Source organism: Curvibacter gracilis ATCC BAA-807 (assembly GCF_000518645.1).
In the GTDB taxonomy this organism is placed as follows: Bacteria; Pseudomonadota; Gammaproteobacteria; order Burkholderiales; family Burkholderiaceae_C; genus Curvibacter; species Curvibacter gracilis.
Map to the genome: position 1 here is coordinate 32,112 of NZ_JADZ01000022.1, position 14,551 is coordinate 46,662.

16 protein-coding genes are annotated in these 14,551 nt (G+C 66.8%); 2 read left to right on the plus strand and 14 right to left on the minus strand.

The features are described from left to right. Positions 1 to 4 precede the first annotated feature (4 nt). Positions 5 to 1,045: a YeiH family protein gene (locus L880_RS0116515; protein WP_027476616.1), complete on the plus strand. Its 1,041-nt coding sequence runs from the start codon at positions 5 to 7 to the stop codon at positions 1,043 to 1,045. A 123-nt stretch (positions 1,046 to 1,168) separates the two neighbouring features. Here L880_RS0116515 and L880_RS0116520 read toward each other — a convergent pair whose 3' ends face one another. From L880_RS0116520 to L880_RS0116575, 12 genes are all read right to left on the minus strand, one after another. After that, positions 1,169 to 2,158 carry a tripartite tricarboxylate transporter substrate binding protein gene (locus L880_RS0116520; protein ID WP_027476617.1) on the minus strand — a complete coding sequence of 330 codons (990 nt, stop codon included), beginning with the start codon at positions 2,156 to 2,158 and terminating at the stop codon, positions 1,169 to 1,171. 1 nt (position 2,159) lies between these two features. Further along, positions 2,160 to 2,438: a muconolactone Delta-isomerase gene (gene catC / locus L880_RS0116525; RefSeq protein ID WP_027476618.1), complete on the minus strand. Its 279-nt coding sequence runs from the start codon at positions 2,436 to 2,438 to the stop codon at positions 2,160 to 2,162. Between the two features lie 16 nt (positions 2,439 to 2,454). Then, entirely contained in the window at positions 2,455 to 3,294 is an 840-nt protein-coding gene (gene pcaD / locus L880_RS0116530; RefSeq protein ID WP_051443366.1) for a 3-oxoadipate enol-lactonase, read from the minus strand. Further along, on the minus strand, positions 3,287 to 4,015 hold the full coding sequence (locus L880_RS32590) for a 3-oxoacid CoA-transferase subunit B (protein WP_084461368.1): 729 nt from the start codon (positions 4,013 to 4,015) through the stop codon (positions 3,287 to 3,289). Before L880_RS32590 ends, pcaD begins: the two co-directional genes overlap by 8 nt. Next, entirely contained in the window at positions 4,012 to 4,713 is a 702-nt protein-coding gene (locus L880_RS0116540) for a 3-oxoacid CoA-transferase subunit A (protein ID WP_027476620.1), read from the minus strand. Before L880_RS0116540 ends, L880_RS32590 begins: the two co-directional genes overlap by 4 nt. Before the next feature lie 52 nt (positions 4,714 to 4,765). Further along, on the minus strand, positions 4,766 to 6,109 hold the full coding sequence (locus tag L880_RS0116545; protein WP_027476621.1) for an MFS transporter: 1,344 nt from the start codon (positions 6,107 to 6,109) through the stop codon (positions 4,766 to 4,768). Between the two features lie 30 nt (positions 6,110 to 6,139). Further along, positions 6,140 to 6,934 (minus strand): benzoate diol dehydrogenase BenD, encoded by a 795-nt coding sequence (gene benD, locus L880_RS0116550; RefSeq protein WP_027476622.1) that lies wholly within the window; start codon positions 6,932 to 6,934, stop codon positions 6,140 to 6,142. Further along, the gene (gene benC / locus L880_RS0116555) at positions 6,931 to 7,950 is read right to left on the minus strand and encodes a benzoate 1,2-dioxygenase electron transfer component BenC (protein WP_027476623.1); all 1,020 of its coding nucleotides are present in this window, start codon (positions 7,948 to 7,950) and stop codon (positions 6,931 to 6,933) included. The genes benD and benC overlap by 4 nt, the downstream gene beginning before the upstream one ends. Before the next feature lie 17 nt (positions 7,951 to 7,967). Next, the gene (gene benB, locus L880_RS0116560) at positions 7,968 to 8,459 is read right to left on the minus strand and encodes a benzoate 1,2-dioxygenase small subunit (protein ID WP_027476624.1); all 492 of its coding nucleotides are present in this window, start codon (positions 8,457 to 8,459) and stop codon (positions 7,968 to 7,970) included. Beyond that, positions 8,456 to 9,820: a Rieske 2Fe-2S domain-containing protein gene (locus L880_RS0116565; RefSeq protein WP_027476625.1), complete on the minus strand. Its 1,365-nt coding sequence runs from the start codon at positions 9,818 to 9,820 to the stop codon at positions 8,456 to 8,458. Before L880_RS0116565 ends, benB begins: the two co-directional genes overlap by 4 nt. A gap of 100 nt (positions 9,821 to 9,920) precedes the next feature. Beyond that, entirely contained in the window at positions 9,921 to 10,856 is a 936-nt protein-coding gene (catA, locus tag L880_RS0116570; protein ID WP_027476626.1) for a catechol 1,2-dioxygenase, read from the minus strand. 67 nt (positions 10,857 to 10,923) lie between these two features. Beyond that, positions 10,924 to 12,111, minus strand: coding sequence for a muconate/chloromuconate family cycloisomerase (locus L880_RS0116575; RefSeq protein ID WP_027476627.1), 1,188 nt, complete (start codon positions 12,109 to 12,111; stop codon positions 10,924 to 10,926). Positions 12,112 to 12,254: 143 nt separating this feature from the next. On the opposite strand from L880_RS0116575, the gene L880_RS32595 reads away from it, so the two are divergent. After that, positions 12,255 to 13,229, plus strand: a complete 975-nt coding sequence (locus L880_RS32595) for a LysR family transcriptional regulator (RefSeq protein ID WP_043329727.1) — start codon at positions 12,255 to 12,257, stop codon at positions 13,227 to 13,229. Here L880_RS32595 and L880_RS0116585 read toward each other — a convergent pair. Both L880_RS0116585 and L880_RS32600 read right to left on the minus strand, forming a co-directional pair. Further along, entirely contained in the window at positions 13,196 to 14,029 is an 834-nt protein-coding gene (locus L880_RS0116585) for an SDR family oxidoreductase (protein ID WP_027476628.1), read from the minus strand. The genes L880_RS32595 and L880_RS0116585 overlap by 34 nt on opposite strands. An 11-nt stretch (positions 14,030 to 14,040) precedes the next feature. Next, positions 14,041 to 14,529 (minus strand): (R)-mandelonitrile lyase, encoded by a 489-nt coding sequence (locus tag L880_RS32600; RefSeq protein ID WP_051443367.1) that lies wholly within the window; start codon positions 14,527 to 14,529, stop codon positions 14,041 to 14,043. Between the last annotated feature and the right edge of the window lie 22 nt (positions 14,530 to 14,551).

Consider the following 14,551-nt stretch of genomic DNA (forward strand, 5'->3'; position numbering starts at 1 on the left):
GACCATGAGCCACTGGAAGACCTGGTTGGCCGAGCGCTCCCGGGGCGTGTTGATGACGAGCATCGTGGCCATCGCGGCCATGGCCCTGGCAAGCCACTACGGCGCGCCTGTGATGCTGTTTGCCTTGCTGCTGGGCATGGCCGTGAACTTCCTGTCGCAAGACAGCCGATGCAAGCCGGGCATCGAGTTCACGGCCAGGCAGGTGCTGCGCTGGGGCGTGGCCTTGCTGGGGCTGAAGATCACGGTCGCCCAGGTGCAGGCCATGGGCTGGCAACCCCTGGCCATGGTGGTCACGGCGGTGGCGGCCACCATCGGCTTCGGCATTCTGGCGGCGCGCCTGCTGGGCTTCCAGAAATTCTTCGGCCTGCTCACGGGCGGCGCCGTGGGCATCTGTGGCGCCTCTGCGGCCTTGGCCATCTCGGCCGCCTTCCCGCAGCACCCCCAGAAGGAGCGGGCCACCCTCTTCACCGTGATCGGGGTCAGCACGCTCTCCACCATCGCCATGGTGCTTTACCCCGTGGTGGTGCGCCTGCTGGGCCTGGACGCGCTCAATGCGGGCTTCTTTCTCGGCGGCACGATCCATGACGTGGCCCAGGTGGTCGGTGCCGGCTACAGCATGGGCCCCGAAACCGGTGACGCTGCCACCGTGATCAAGCTGATGCGCGTGGCCATGCTGGTGCCGGTGATTGCGCTGGCGGCCTGGATGACGCACCGCCACAACCTCAGCCAGGCCGCACAGGCGCAGCAGGCCGGCGCCCTCCAGCCCGCGCGCCCCCCGCTGCTGCCCGGCTTTGCCGTGGCCTTTGTGGTGCTGGTGGCCGTGAACAGCCTGGGCTGGGTACCGCCCACCGCCAGCCGCGCCGGCCTGCAGATGTCGCAGGCCTTTCTGGTGGCCGCCATGGCAGCCATCGGCATGAAGACCCACCTCAAGGACATCCTCACGGTGGGCTGGCGGCCGGTGGCGCTGATGGTGCTGGAGACGCTGTTTCTGGCGGCCTTGTTTTTCGGATTGATGTGGGCGGCAGGCCTGCACGCGCAGGGCTGATGCATGGACACCCCCAGGGCTAGAGCCATGCCTGAGGGCCCCGCGCCATGCGACGTGAGTTTGATTGAACAGGTTTGACCAGGCCCGCAGCAGAAGGCCTCGCCGCGGCCCATGGCACTCTGTTCAGTCCAGCCGGATGCCCCGCTCCTGGATCAACGCCCCCCAGCGCGCCAGCTCCTTGTTCAAGTGCTCGGCCAGGGCCTGTGGCGTCGAGCCGATGGGCTCGGCCCCCACGCTCTCGAGCTTGCGCAGGGTCTCGGGCTGGCGCATGGCTGTGATGAGCGCCTTGTTCAGCCGGTTCACCACCTCGGCCGGCGTGCCCGCGGGTGCAAACACGCCAAACCAGGGCGACACCTCGTAGCCTGGAACGCCGGCTTCGGCCAGCGTGGGCACATCGGGCAAGGCGGACGATCGCCGCGCCGAGGTCACGCCCAGCGCCATCAATTTGCCCGACTGGATGTGCGGCCGGGCCGAGGTGATGCTGTCGAACATCAGGTCGACCTGCCCGCCCAACATGTCGGTCACGGCCGGGCCGCTGCCCTTGTAGGGGATGTGCAGCAGCTTCAGTTGAGCCATCGAGGCGAACACCTCGCCTGCCAGATGGATGGACGTGCCGTTGCCGGCGGACGCATAAGTCAACTTGCCAGGCTCGCGCCGGGCATGGGCCAACACGTCCTTGACCGATCGGTCGGCGCTGCGGGCGGGGTTGACCACCAGCACGTTGGGCACGACAGCGAGCAGGCTGACCGGCGCGAAGTCTTTCACGGGGTCGTAGCTGAGCTTGGGGTACAGCGCCTTGTTGGTGGCCATGCCGATCGAGGTGATCAGAAGGGTGTAGCCGTCCGCAGCCTGTTTGGCCACGTAGTCGGTACCGATGTTGCCCCCGGCACCGGGCCGGTTCTCGATCACAAAGGCCTGCCCGAGGTCTTGCGCCAAGCGGTCGCCCAGGGTGCGGGCAATGACATCCATCGCCCCACCCGGCGGGAAGGGCACCACCCACTTGACGGGCTTGGTGGGCCACCTGGGCTCGGTCTGTGCCTGCGCGCCCCAAGGCAGCACAAGGCCCACGGCCAGTGTTGCCAGCGCGGCCAGCGTTCTTCGGTTCAGGGCCATGTCAGACAATCGACGAAGGATGCTTGGCCAGCGAGGTGACCGTGATCTTCATGAACGGGAACAGCGGCAGTTGGCTCAAGGTGTCGTGCAGTTCGTCGTTGCTGGCCACGTCGAACACGCTGTAGTTGGCGTATTCGCCCACCACGCGCCAGAGGTGGGGCCATTTGCCGCTGCGCTGAAGCTGCTGCGAGTAGGCCTTCTCTTCGGCCTTGATGCGTGCCGCCTCTTCGGGCGCAATCGTCGATGGGATGTCGACAAGCATGTGAACCAGATACAGCATGGGATCTCCTCAAAGGTCAGGAAGCGTGTTCCAGGGTGGCAAGAAACTCAAGAATGGCCTGGTTGAACGCCTGCGGCGCCTCCAGATTGGACAGGTGCGAGGCCGGCACCACCGCCAGCCGGGCCCCGGCGATGCGGGCCTGCATGGTCTGTGCGTCGGCCACCGTCGTGACGGGGTCTGCCGCCCCCGCCAACAGCAGGGTGGGCGTGGTGATGCGGTGCAGTTCGTCGCGCAGGTCGGAGGTTGCCAGGGCCTCGCAGCAGGCGGCATAGCCTTGTGGCGCGATGCCTACGATCCAGGCTTGCGCAGCCTGCACCTCGGCCGGGTGCGCCTGGACAAAGCCCTCGCTGAACCAGCGGCTGGGCGATGACTCGGCCAGCGCGTGCATGGCGGCCGCCCCCCCCTTGCGCACGAAGATCGCGCGCTCCTGCCAGCCCTGCGTCGAACCGATGCGGGCCGCGCTGTTGCACACCGCTATGCCCGTGAAGCGCTGGCCCGCATGGATGCCCAGCCAAAGGCCGGTGTGGCCCCCCATCGAGATACCGCAGAACGCGGCCTGCTCGATGTCCAGGGCATCGAGCACGGCCAGCACGTCTTGGCCCAGCTCCTCAAAGCTGTAGGGCCCAGGGGTGACCGGGCTGCCCCCATGACCTCTTGTGTCGTAACGGATCAGGCGATGCCGCTTGGACAGGGCCTCGACCTGCGGGCCCCACATCTCCAACGGGGTGCCCAGCGAGTTGGACAGGATCAGCGCCGGTGCAGCGGCATCGCCATCGACGCAGACGCGGAAGGTTCCGCGCGCGGTGGCCAAGGGCACGGGCCTGGAGCGGCCCGGTTGAGGCGTGGGTTCATTCATGGCTGCCAGTCTCACGGGCGGTGGGCGGGTTGGCAAGTGCGGGAGCGAGTGCAGGTGCCAGTGCAGGAGCGATGGCAGGCGCGATGGGCAAGCCCACCATGCGCTCCAGCGCTTCGCGGCTGAGCCCTTCCACCGCATCGATCAACTGCAGGCCGTTCGGCGTGCAGGCGAAGGTGGCCAGGTCGGTGTAGACGCGCTTGACGCAGGCCAGGCCGGTCAAGGGGTAGCTGCACTGGGCGACCAGCTTGCTTTCGCCCTGCTTGGTGAGCAGGTCCATCATCACCCAGGTCTGCTTGGCGCCGATGGCCAGGTCCATGGCGCCGCCCACGGCGGGGATGGCGCCCGGGGCACCCGTGCTCCAGTTGGCGAGGTCGCCGGTGGTGCTGACCTGGAAGGCGCCCAGCACGCAGATGTCCAGGTGGCCGCCGCGCATCATGGCAAAGCTGTCGGCATGGTGGAAGAAGGCGCCGCCCGGCAGCAGCGTGACCGGTTGCTTGCCGGCGTTGATCAGGTCGTAGTCCTCCTGCCCCGGGGCCGGCGCCGGGCCCATGCCCAGGATGCCGTTCTCGCTGTGCAGCACCACTTCAAGGCCTGCAGGCAGGTGGTTGGCCACCAGCGTGGGCTGGCCGATGCCCAGGTTGACGACGGCGCCATCGAAGATGTCCTGGGCCACCCGCGCAGCGAGCTGGTCCTTGGTAAGAGCTTGGTAGTCCATGTTCATGCTGCCTTCTTGAAGCCGCCGGCCTGGGTGGCGACGCGGTCGATCTGCACGATCTGGTTGACGAAGATGCCAGGGGTGACGATGGCCTCTGGGTCGAGGCTGCCCAGTTCCACGATGTCGTGCACGGTGGCGATGGTGCGGCGCGCTGCCATGGCCATCACCGGGCCGAAGTTGCGCGCGGCCTTTCGATAGACCAGGTTGCCCCAGCGGTCGCCGGCCTCGGCCTTGATCAGGGCCACGTCGCCCTGGATCGGGTACTCCAGCACGTAGTGCTTGCCGTCGATCTCACGCGTTTCGCGGTCCCCGGCCAGGGCGGTGCCAAAGCCGGTGGGGCAGAAGAAGGCACCGATGCCGGCGCCGGCCGCACGCAGGCGTTCGGCCAGGTTGCCCTGCGGCACCAGTTCAAGCTCCAGCTGGCCGGCGCGGTACAGGCCGTCGAACACCTGGCTGTCGGCCTGGCGCGGAAAGCTGCAGATGATCTTGCGCACCCGCCCCGCCTTGAGCAGCGCCGCCAGACCCGTGTCGCCGTTGCCGGCGTTGTTGTTGACCACGGTCAGATCGCGGGCGCCCTGCTCGATCAAGCCCTCGATCAGCTCGTTGGGAATACCGGCCGTGCCGAAGCCGCCAATCAGGATCGTCGCGCCGTCCTGGATGCCCGACATCGCCTCGGCGACCGAGTGGGCGATCTTGTTGATCATGAAAACTGTCCTTCAAAAAATGGAAGCGCCCTGCACTTGCGTGCTGGCAGGCTCAGTCGAGTGCCATACCGGGAACCGCCCGCGCTGGCCCCTGGGCCGCGCGGCTGTGCTGGATGCAGAACACCGCCGCAGCCGCCACCACCGCCGGCAAGGCGATCGCCAGGAAGTTCTTCTCGAGAGGCAAGGCCATGGCCACCAGGCTGCCGATCACGATCGGCGCCAGGATGGCCCCGCTGCGCCCCACCCCCGAGGCCCAACCGATGCCGGTGGACCGCACCGCCATGGGGTAGTACTGGCCCACGTAGGCATAGGTCACGATCTGGGTGCCGATGGTCGAGGCACCGGCCAGGCCCACCAACACGAACAGCACCGGGGTGGGCACCGGGTAGCCCAGCAAGGTGATCGACGCGGCGGCCAGCAGGTACATGCCCACCAGCACGTACTTGATGTGAAAGCGGTCGGCCAGCCAGCCGCCGCCGATGGCGCCGAACATGCCGCCAAAGTTCAGCACCAGCACAAAGGTCAGCGCGGAGCCCAGCGTGTAGCCGGCGCCCGCCATCAGCTTGGTGAGCCAAGAGCTCAGGGCATAGACCATGAACAGGCACATGAAGAAGGCCACCCAGAACATCACGGTGCTGAAACCCCGGCCGTCCTGAAACAGCTTGCCGATGGGGGCGCTGGCATCGCGGTCCTGTCGGGGCAGGTCGAACGAGTCGTCCGGCTGCGGCCGAAAGCCAGGGTCCAGGCGTGCGGCGAGGGCCTGCAGGCGTGCCACCTGCTGCGTCTTGATGAGGTAGGGCATGGACTCGGGCAGGGACTTGAGGATCACCGGGATCAGCAACACCGGCAGCCCCGCCGCCAGGAACACCGACTGCCAGCCATAGCTCTCGATCAGGCCCTTGCCGACCACCGCGGCCAGCATGCCGCCGACCGCATAGCCGCTGAACATCAGCGTGACCATCGTGCTGCGGATCTTGCGCGGCGAGTACTCCGTCATCTGTGCCACCACGTTCGGCATCACGCCACCGATGCCCAGGCCCGCCAGAAAGCGCATGACACTGAAGGTGACCGGATCACTGGCGAACCCGGCCGCCGCGGTGAACACGCTGAACAAGCCAATGCAGATCGCGATCGCCATGCGCCGCCCGATGCGGTCGGCTACCGTGCCGAGGAAGATCGCCCCGAACATCATGCCGAACAAGGCCGAGCTGACCATGAAGCCCGCGTTGGTCGGGCTCACGCCCATCTGCTTCATGATCGATGGCAGGGCGATGCCCGCCACCGCCAGGTCGTAGCCGTCAAAAATGATGATCAGGGCGCACCAGAGCAGAACGCCCCGATGGAAGCCGCTGAATCGGGCTTCGTCCGCCAGCTTGTGCAGGTCGATGTGTTTCATGTTGCTGTCTCCGTGTTGTTGTTGTGAGGGTCAGCCCTGGTCGCCGCCCGCGACAGCCAGCACCGAGCCAGTGATGTACGACGACTCGTCGGACGCCAGGAACAGGATCGGGGCCACCTGCTCATCGATCGTGCCGTAGCGGTGCATCAGACTCGAGTCCTTGGTCTGGTCGACGACGCCTTGGTACCAGGCAGCCTCGGTGGCCGTCGGCTGGCTGGGGGCCGCCTGATTCCGGGGCACGCGCCGCGGTGGGGCTTCGGTGCCGCCCGGGGCGGTAGCGTTGATGCGGATGCCGTGGCGGGTGTGCTCCATCGCCAGCGAGGCGGTCAAGGCGTTCACGCCGCCCTTGGCCGCCGAGTACGGCACCCGGTGCACGCCCCGCGTGGCCACCGACGACACGTTGACGATCACGCCACGCTGGCGCTCCACCATGTGCGGCAACACCGCACGGCAGCACCACAGCGTGGGGAAGAGCGAGCGGCGGATCTCGGCCTCGATCTGCTGCTCTTCGTAATGCTCGTAGGGCTTGGCCCAGATCGTGCCGCCCACGTTGTTGATCAGCACATCGACACGGCCGAACTGCGCCAGGCATTGCGCCACCGCATGCTGCGCGCCGGCATAGGTTTCGAGATCGGCCTGGGCCGCAGCGGCCACGCCGCCGGCCTCACGGATCTGGGCCACCACCTCGTCCACGATGTCGGACCGGTCCAGCGCCAGCACCTGGCCGCCCTCGGCCGCGATGCGCAGGGCCACGCCGCGCCCGATGCCCTGGGCCGCGCCGGTCACCAGCGCCACCTTGTCTTGAAAACGTTGCGTCGTGCTCATGCGGCCACCGTCAGATTGGGGGTGAACTTCTCGTAGTGAAAGCTGGCCGGCTCGATGGCGGCCGCCTTGAAGTGCTTCTGCACGGCCTCGACCATGGGCGGCGGGCCGCACAGGTACACATCGACATTGCCGCCGTGCAGGGCCTGCGCCGGCATGTGCTGGGTCACGTAGCCCTGCTTCTCGTGCCGGGTCTGCGGGTCGGCCACACAGGTGTCGAAGCTGAAGCCCGGAATGCGGCGCGCGTACTCGGCGAGCCGGTCCACCATCACCAGGTCCTGGTCGCGGGTGACGCCGTAGATCAGGTGCACGGCCTGTTGCGTGCCCTGCTGCGCCAGCACCTCGAGCATGGACAGGAACGGCGCCAGGCCGGTGCCGCCCGCCAGCAACAACAAGGGCCGTGTGACGGCACGCAGGTAGAAGCTGCCCAAGGGGCCGCTCAGTTGCAGCGGCTGCCCCACCTGGGCGGCGGCCAGCCAGCCGCTCATGAGGCCATCGGGCACCTGCTTGATCATGAAGCTCATGCGCGGGCTGCCCGGTGCCGAGCTGAACGAATACGAGCGGTGCTGGCCACTGCCCGGCACCTCGATGTTCACGTACTGCCCGGGCAGGAAGGCGGGGGCCTCGGCCGGCACGTCCAGCACCAGTTCGTAGGCGGCGTCACCGAAGGCCGTCACCCCGGCGACCGTGGCCCCGAAACGGGCGGTGCCGGTCTTGCAGGCGGTGGACGGCACGGGCACCGCGATCACGCAGTCCGAGGTGGGGATCATCTGGCAGGTCAGCACCAGGCCAGCGTCGGCCTCGTCCTGCGTCAGGGCTTCTTCGATGTAGTCGTCGCCCAGCTCGTAGCTGCCCGCCTCGGCGCGGCATTTGCAGGTGCCACACACGCCGTCGGAGCAATCCATGGGCAGGTTGATGCGGTGGCGGAAGGCGGCGTCCAGCACCTTCTCTTGGGCGCCACACTCGACGAAGCGGGTCACCCCGTCTTCAAAGTTCAGGGCGATGCGGTAGTTTTTCATGAGGAGTACCTGGCCTGTCAGATGTGGTACACGTCGACGACCTGGCTGATGTAGTCGTTCTTCAGCACGATCTTCTTGCGCGCGATCAGGTAGCCGGCGTCGCCGCCCTGGCGCAGCGTCGCGTAGATGGTGCCGAAATAGTGATCGGTCGCCTTGTAGCGGTGGCTCAGGGTGTGGAAGTTGTAGCGAACGTCCACCTGATCGCCACGGACGGCCAACACCTCCACATTGCTCAGCATGTGGCTGGTGCGCGGCTCGGGCATGGAAGCACTGGAGCGCTCGGTCTTGATGCGGAAGACGCGGTCTTCCAGGCCGTTGCGGTTCGGGTAGTAGATCAGCGAGATCTGGCTTTGCGGGTCGTCGGTGAGCTGGTCGTCGTCGTCCCAGGCCGGCATCCAGTACTCGACATCGGCGGCGTACAGCGCCAGCCAGGCATCGAACTCGCGATCGTCCAGGTGACGGGCCTCGCGGTACAGAAAGGTGCAGATGTCTGCGTAGTTCGCGCTCATGCCAGGTCTCCTTCGCGTTCCTGCCGCACGGCTTTTTTCATGGTCTGGGCCCAATGCTCGTGCTGGCACACGAACAGCCCCTCGTCTTCACTGCGCTCGCCACTGATCAGGGGCTTCATGCCCATCTTCTGGGCGTTCTCATCGGGCCCCTGCACCCACAGCGGCGCGCCACGGCTCAAGTCGTTCCAGGGTGCGGCCTTGCCCGCATAGCCGGTCTGGCAGGAGCGGAACTCCTCCAGGTCATCGGCCGTGCCCATGCCCGACACATTGAAGAAGTCTTCGTACTGGCGGATGCGCAGCGCACGGTCTTCAGCGCTCTCGCCCTTGGGGGCGAAGCAGTAGATGGTGATCTCGGTCTTGTCGACGCTGATGGGGCGCGTGACGCGGATCTGGGTGGAGAACTGGTCCATCAGGTACACATTCGGGTACAGGCACAGGTTGCGCGTCTGGCCGACGATGAACTCCGCTTTGCTCTCGCCGAGGCGCTGTTTCAGCTCTTCGCGGCGGTTGTAGACCGGGCGCACTTCGGGGTTCATGGTCTGGGTCCACAGCAGAATGTGGCCGTTCTCGAAGCCATAGACCCCGCCCACGCTCTTGCTCCAGCCATTGGCATCGACGGCCTTGGTGCCCCCGTCGGCGCGGCGGCCCATGGTGGCCGCGTAGTTCCAGTGCACGGAGCTGACGTGGTAGCCGTCGCTGCCGTTTTCCATCTGCAGCTTCCAGTTGCCGTCGTAGGTGTAGCTGGAGTTGCCGCGCAGCACCTCCAGGCCCTCGGGCGCCTGGTCCACGATCTGATCGATGATGACCTTGGTCTCCCCCAGGTGCTCGCTCAGCGAGGGCACATCGGCGTTCAGGCTGCCGAACAGAAAGCCCTTGTAGCTCTCGAAGCGCGCCACCTTCTTCAGGTCGTGCGAGCCTTCTTTGTTGAACTGCACCGGGTACTCGGTGGTCTTCTCGTCCTTGACCTTGAGCAGCTTGCCGGTGTTGTTGAAGGTCCAGCCATGGAAGGGGCAGGTGAAGCTGCCCTTGTTGCCGTGCTTCTTGCGGCACAGCATGGCACCGCGGTGCGCGCAGGCATTGATCACGGCATTGAGCTGTCCGTCCTTGCCCCGCGTGATGACGATGGGCTGGCGGCCGATGGAGGTCGTGAAGTAGTCGTTGACCTCGGGGATCTGGCTCTCGTGGGCCAGGTAGACCCAGTTGCTTTCGAAGATGTGCTTCATCTCAAGTTCGAACAGCGCGGGGTCGGTGAAGATGTCGCGGCGGCAGCGGAAGATGCCAGCGGCCTTGTCGTCTTGCAAAGCGCTGTCCAGCAGCTTTTCAAGGTCGCCGTACTTGTCGGGGCTTGTGCTCGTGTTCATGGCGGGGCTTCTTGGGGGTGAGGCCATCCCCCGCGACCGATGTCGCGGTGGGTGACCAAGAGGGGGATGACGGGGTGGAAGCTGCTGGGCAGCTTCACACTCAGGCGGCCAGGCGGGGGCGGTCGACGATCTGGTTGTCGACGCCCTGCACCAGGGCACTCAGGCGGATGTCGAACACGATCTCGGCAAAAGGCGCGTTCAGGCCGTGGGCCTGGAGGCTGGCGGCATCGCTGCGCTCGACCAGCGCAGGCACCAGGCCCTCGCGGGTGGCGTAGGCAAAGTCGTCGAACACCAGGGGATCACCGTCGATGTTGATCTGGGTGGTCAGCTTGCGATGGCCTTCGGCGCTCACGAAAAAGTGGATGTGCGCCGGCCGATTGCCATGGCGGCCCAGCTGGTTCAGCAGGGCCTGGGTGGGGCCATCGGGCGGGCAGCCATAGCCCACGGGCACGATGCTCTGGAACTTGTAGCGGCCCTGGGCGTCGGTGACGATGGTGCGGCGCATGTTGAAGGGCTGTTGCTCGCCCGTGGGGTCGAAGTGCGAGTAAAAGCCCTTGGTGTTGGCATGCCAGACCTCGACCGTGGCCTTGGGCATGGGCTGGCCATCAGCACCATAGACCGTGCCATGCATGATCAGGGTATGGCCGTTGGCGTCGGTGCCGTCGTCGAGCCGGGCAAAGCCCTGCGCCACCGGGGCGCCGGCCACGTACAAGGGGCCTTCGATGGTGCGGGGGGTGCCGTTCTGCACGCCGAGCGCGGCGTCTTCGGCGTCCATGCGCATGTCGAAGTAGCGGTCCAGGCCCAGGCCGGGCGACAGCAGACCGGCCTCGCCCCGCGCGCCCAACTGGTTCAGGTAGGCAATGCCGGCCCAGTATTCGTCGGAGGTGATGTCCAGGTCTTCGATGGCCTTGAACAGGTCCGACAGGATGCGGTGCACGATCTTCTTGGTGCGGGGGTTGCCGCCAGCCTGGCCGAGGCCGCTGGCCAGACGCAGAAAGTCCTGGACTTCTGGGGTGTTGAAAATTTGAACAGTCATCGCAGTCTCCGTTGAGTAGGTGGTTGAAATCAGGTCAGGTGGGCCGCGCTCTGGGGCGCTGGTCCCGTCAGCTCAGCGCCGTGGCGGCCGGGCCGACCGTGGTGCGGGGGCGGTCGCGGCGGAAGTGCTGCACGCGGTCTTCGTCCAGGGCGATACCCAGCCCCGGCAAGGCGGGCACCGTGAGGTGGAAATCCTGGTATTCCAGCGGCTGGGCCAGGATCTCCTCGGTCAGCAACAGCGGGCCGAACAGCTCGGTGCCCCAGCGCAGCTCGCGGAAGGTGGAGAACACATGGGCCGAGGCGATGGTGCCGAAGGCCCCTTCGAGCATGGTGCCGCCGTACAGATCGATGTGGGCCGCGTCGGCGATGGCCGCCACGCGCTGGGCCGCCTGCAGGCCGCCAGACTGTTCGGTTTTGATGGCGAAGACGTTGGCACCGGCCACCCGCGCGATGGCAAACGCCGTCTCGGGGCCCATCAGCGATTCATCGGCCATCACCGCGATCGGGTACTTGCCGGTGAGGCGGGTCAAGGCGTCGACGCTGGCCACGGGCTGCTCGACCAGCTCACAGCCCGCATCCACCAGGCCGGCCAGGCCGTGCTGGGCCTCCAGCTCGCTCCAGGCCATGTTCACATCGACGCGCACCGAGCCCTGGTCGCCCAGGGCCTTCTTGATGGCGGCCACGTGCGCCACGTCTTCGCGCACCGAGCGGCGGCCGATCTTGAGCTTGAAGATCTGGTGCCGACGCAGCGCCAGCATGCGCTGGGCCTCTTCGATGTCGCGGCCGGTGTCGCCTGAGGCCAAAGTCCAGGCCACCGGCAGGCGCTCACGCAGGCGGCCGCCGAGCAACTCGGACACCGGCAGGCCGGTGCGGTGGCCCAGCGCGTCAAACAGGGCGGTCTCGACCGCGCACTTGGCAAAGCGGTTGTCGCGGATGGCCGTGTTCAGCCGGGCCATCAAGGCCGGCACGCGGTTGGCGTCGGCACCGATGAGTTGGGGCGCAAAGTAGGTGTCGATGGCCAGCTTCATCCCCTCGGGCGATTCCGCCCCGTAGGCCAGCCCGCCGATGGTGGTGCCCTCACCGAGGCCCACCGTGCCATCCGAGCAGCGGATGCGCACCAGCATCAGCGTCTGGCCGTTCATGACGGCCATCGACAGTTTGTGCGGGCGGATCGTGGGCAGATCGACCAGCATCGTCTCGACACGCTCGATGACGACGGGGCCGGCGGCGGCGGGTGGGCAGGCGGTGTTGTGCATGACCTGTATTGGACGCAGGCAGGCCGTTTCAGGCCAACACCGTTTTCATCTAATACGATACCTATTAGGTATGATGCTGTCGTTTTTCATTGAAAAACAAGCACTTGGATGACCATCATCCTGATAACCTATGGTTTTCCCCTATGGATCTGCGTCAACTCCGGTACTTCGTGGCGGTGGCCACCACCCGAAACTTCACACGCGCCGCGGAGCAGATGCACATCGCGCAGCCGCCGCTGAGCCGCCAGATCCAGCTGCTGGAAGAGGAGCTGGGCGTGCAGCTCGTCCAGCGCAACAGCCGCCCGGTGCGCCTGACCGAAGTCGGCAGGCTGTTCTACGAGCAATCCCTGCAGGTGCTGCACCGGGTCGATCAGATGAAGAACACGGCCCAACAGGCGGGGCGCAACCACCGGCAATCCATTTCGATCGGCTATGTGCCGTCCACGCTGTATGGCGGGCTGCCCGTGTTGGTACGGACCTTTCGCCGGCGTTACCCCGACACCGATGTGCACCTGGTCGACCTGGGCTCGATCCAGCAGATCAGCGAACTCAAGTCCGGGCGGATTGACCTGGGGCTGGGCCGCCTGCGCAGCCATGACACCTCGGTGGCGCGCACCGTGCTGCGCGAGGAAAAGCTGGTGCTGGCCATCCCGCCCGCTTGGCCGCTGGCCGCAGCAACCGGGCCGGTCTCGCTGCAGGAGCTCGATGGCCTGCCCATGCTGGTGTTCCCGAAAGAGCCCCGCCCCAGCTTTGCAGACCATGTGCTGGGCCTGCTGCACGAAAAGGGCGTGAAGTTGGCCGAAGTGCACGAGGTGCGCGAGCTGCACACCGCCCTGGGCCTGGTGGCGGCCGAGGTGGGCCTGTGCATCGTGCCGGCCGCAGCGCGCTTGCGCTCCGACATCGTGTATCGGCTGATCGCCGACGAGATTGCCACCTCGCCCATCATCCTGAGCCACCGCCTCAACGACGACTCGTGGTACATCGCCGCCATCAAGCAGCTGATCGCCGAGATGTACGCCCAGAACCCGCCCTGGCTGGATTTCCAGACCAATGCCTTTCCGTCCGATCTGGCGCAAAGCCAGGCTCAAGCCGCCGGCGCCAACGCCCCGAAGCGGTAGGCCGCCGTCACGCCGCCATCCATCAAGAAGTCACTGCCGGTGATGAAGCTGCCATCCGGCCCCATCAGCAAGGCGGCCACGTTGGCCACCTCATCCGGTGTGCCGGCGCGGCCCACGGCGCAGGCCTCGATCATGCGGCGGTAGCCCGCACCGCGGGGCCCGCTCAGCTCGTCGCGCGCCAGCGGGGTGATGATGATGCCCGGGCTGAGGGTGTTGATGCGCGCGCCGCGCTGGCCCCAGCGCACGGCCTCGGTCATCACGCGCAGCGCGTTGCCGCGCTTGGACAGCTGGTAGGCGTGCAAGGTGTCGCGCACCTGGTCGGGCTGGAGCCATGGCAGCGCCAGCAGCTCCTCGGTGGGGGACAGGGCCAGCGCACGGTCCTGTTCGGCGCTCAAAGCCCCGAGGCGGTGCCCTGACTGAGAAGAGATCACCACGCCTGAGCCACCGGGTGCGATCACCGCGCCAAACAGCTCCAGCAGCAAGGCCGTGCCGTAAAGGTCGACCTGCAGGATGGTGGCGACAGGCGCCTGCGAGGGCGAGACGCCCGCTGCATGCACCAAGCCGGTGACCGGGCCGATGCGGGTGGCGGCCTCGACCAGGGCCTGCACCGAGGCACGCGACGAGATATCGACCGCCAGCGGCGTGACTTCGAAGCCCGCATTGGCCAGCACGTTGGCGGCCTCTTCGGAATGCGCCTGGGTCAGGTTGGCCACCACCAGGTGCTTGCCAGCCCCTACACGACGGGCAATGGCCTGGCCAATGAAACCGGCGCCCACCACCACCAGCACTTCTTTTGTCATCTTCGACGCCTTCACAAATTCGCCTTCGTGGGGCTTGCCAGGTAGTGCGCGTCGGTCACGGACTCCAACCAGTCGGCAGCACTGCCGTTCAACACCTCGGTGATCGCCGTGTGGGTCATGGCGCTGTCGGGGGCCGCACCGTGCCAATGCTTGGTGTGGGGCGGGATGTGCACCACGTCGCCGACGCGGATCTCCTCCACCGGCCCTCCCCAGCGCTGGATGCGGCCGATGCCGGCCGTCACCAGCAGGGTCTGACCCAGTGGGTGGCTGTGCCAGAAAGTGCGGGCGCCGGGCTGGAAGCTGACCGCCCCGACCGAGGTGCGCTCGTCGCCGCTGGGCACCTGCATCATCTCGACACTGACACGACCCGTGAAGTACTGCTCGGGGGCCGCATTGACGGGGCGGCTGCCCGCGCGGGTGATCTGCAGATCGGCATCAGCGGCCGAGAAGGTAGCGGGCGCAGCCTGGGGCATGGCGCCCGTGGTGAAGAGGGGGTTCATGAGGCGTTCTTTCAGGTCAGAG

Excerpts from the sequence above, each read along its gene's own strand:
- L880_RS0116515 (WP_027476616.1), top strand. The coding sequence starts at position 5 with ATGAGCCACTGGAAGACCTGGTTGGCCGAGCGCTCCCGGGGCGTGTTG.
- L880_RS0116520 (WP_027476617.1), bottom strand. The coding sequence starts at position 2,158 with ATGGCCCTGAACCGAAGAACGCTGGCCGCGCTGGCAACACTGGCCGTG.
- catC (WP_027476618.1), bottom strand. The coding sequence starts at position 2,438 with ATGCTGTATCTGGTTCACATGCTTGTCGACATCCCATCGACGATTGCG.
- pcaD (WP_051443366.1), bottom strand. The coding sequence starts at position 3,294 with ATGAATGAACCCACGCCTCAACCGGGCCGCTCCAGGCCCGTGCCCTTG.
- L880_RS32590 (WP_084461368.1), bottom strand. The coding sequence starts at position 4,015 with ATGAACATGGACTACCAAGCTCTTACCAAGGACCAGCTCGCTGCGCGG.
- L880_RS0116540 (WP_027476620.1), bottom strand. The coding sequence starts at position 4,713 with ATGATCAACAAGATCGCCCACTCGGTCGCCGAGGCGATGTCGGGCATC.
- L880_RS0116545 (WP_027476621.1), bottom strand. The coding sequence starts at position 6,109 with ATGAAACACATCGACCTGCACAAGCTGGCGGACGAAGCCCGATTCAGC.
- benD (WP_027476622.1), bottom strand. The coding sequence starts at position 6,934 with ATGAGCACGACGCAACGTTTTCAAGACAAGGTGGCGCTGGTGACCGGC.
- benC (WP_027476623.1), bottom strand. The coding sequence starts at position 7,950 with ATGAAAAACTACCGCATCGCCCTGAACTTTGAAGACGGGGTGACCCGC.
- benB (WP_027476624.1), bottom strand. The coding sequence starts at position 8,459 with ATGAGCGCGAACTACGCAGACATCTGCACCTTTCTGTACCGCGAGGCC.
- L880_RS0116565 (WP_027476625.1), bottom strand. The coding sequence starts at position 9,820 with ATGAACACGAGCACAAGCCCCGACAAGTACGGCGACCTTGAAAAGCTG.
- catA (WP_027476626.1), bottom strand. The coding sequence starts at position 10,856 with ATGACTGTTCAAATTTTCAACACCCCAGAAGTCCAGGACTTTCTGCGT.
- L880_RS0116575 (WP_027476627.1), bottom strand. The coding sequence starts at position 12,111 with ATGCACAACACCGCCTGCCCACCCGCCGCCGCCGGCCCCGTCGTCATC.
- L880_RS32595 (WP_043329727.1), top strand. The coding sequence starts at position 12,255 with ATGGATCTGCGTCAACTCCGGTACTTCGTGGCGGTGGCCACCACCCGA.
- L880_RS0116585 (WP_027476628.1), bottom strand. The coding sequence starts at position 14,029 with ATGACAAAAGAAGTGCTGGTGGTGGTGGGCGCCGGTTTCATTGGCCAG.
- L880_RS32600 (WP_051443367.1), bottom strand. The coding sequence starts at position 14,529 with ATGAACCCCCTCTTCACCACGGGCGCCATGCCCCAGGCTGCGCCCGCT.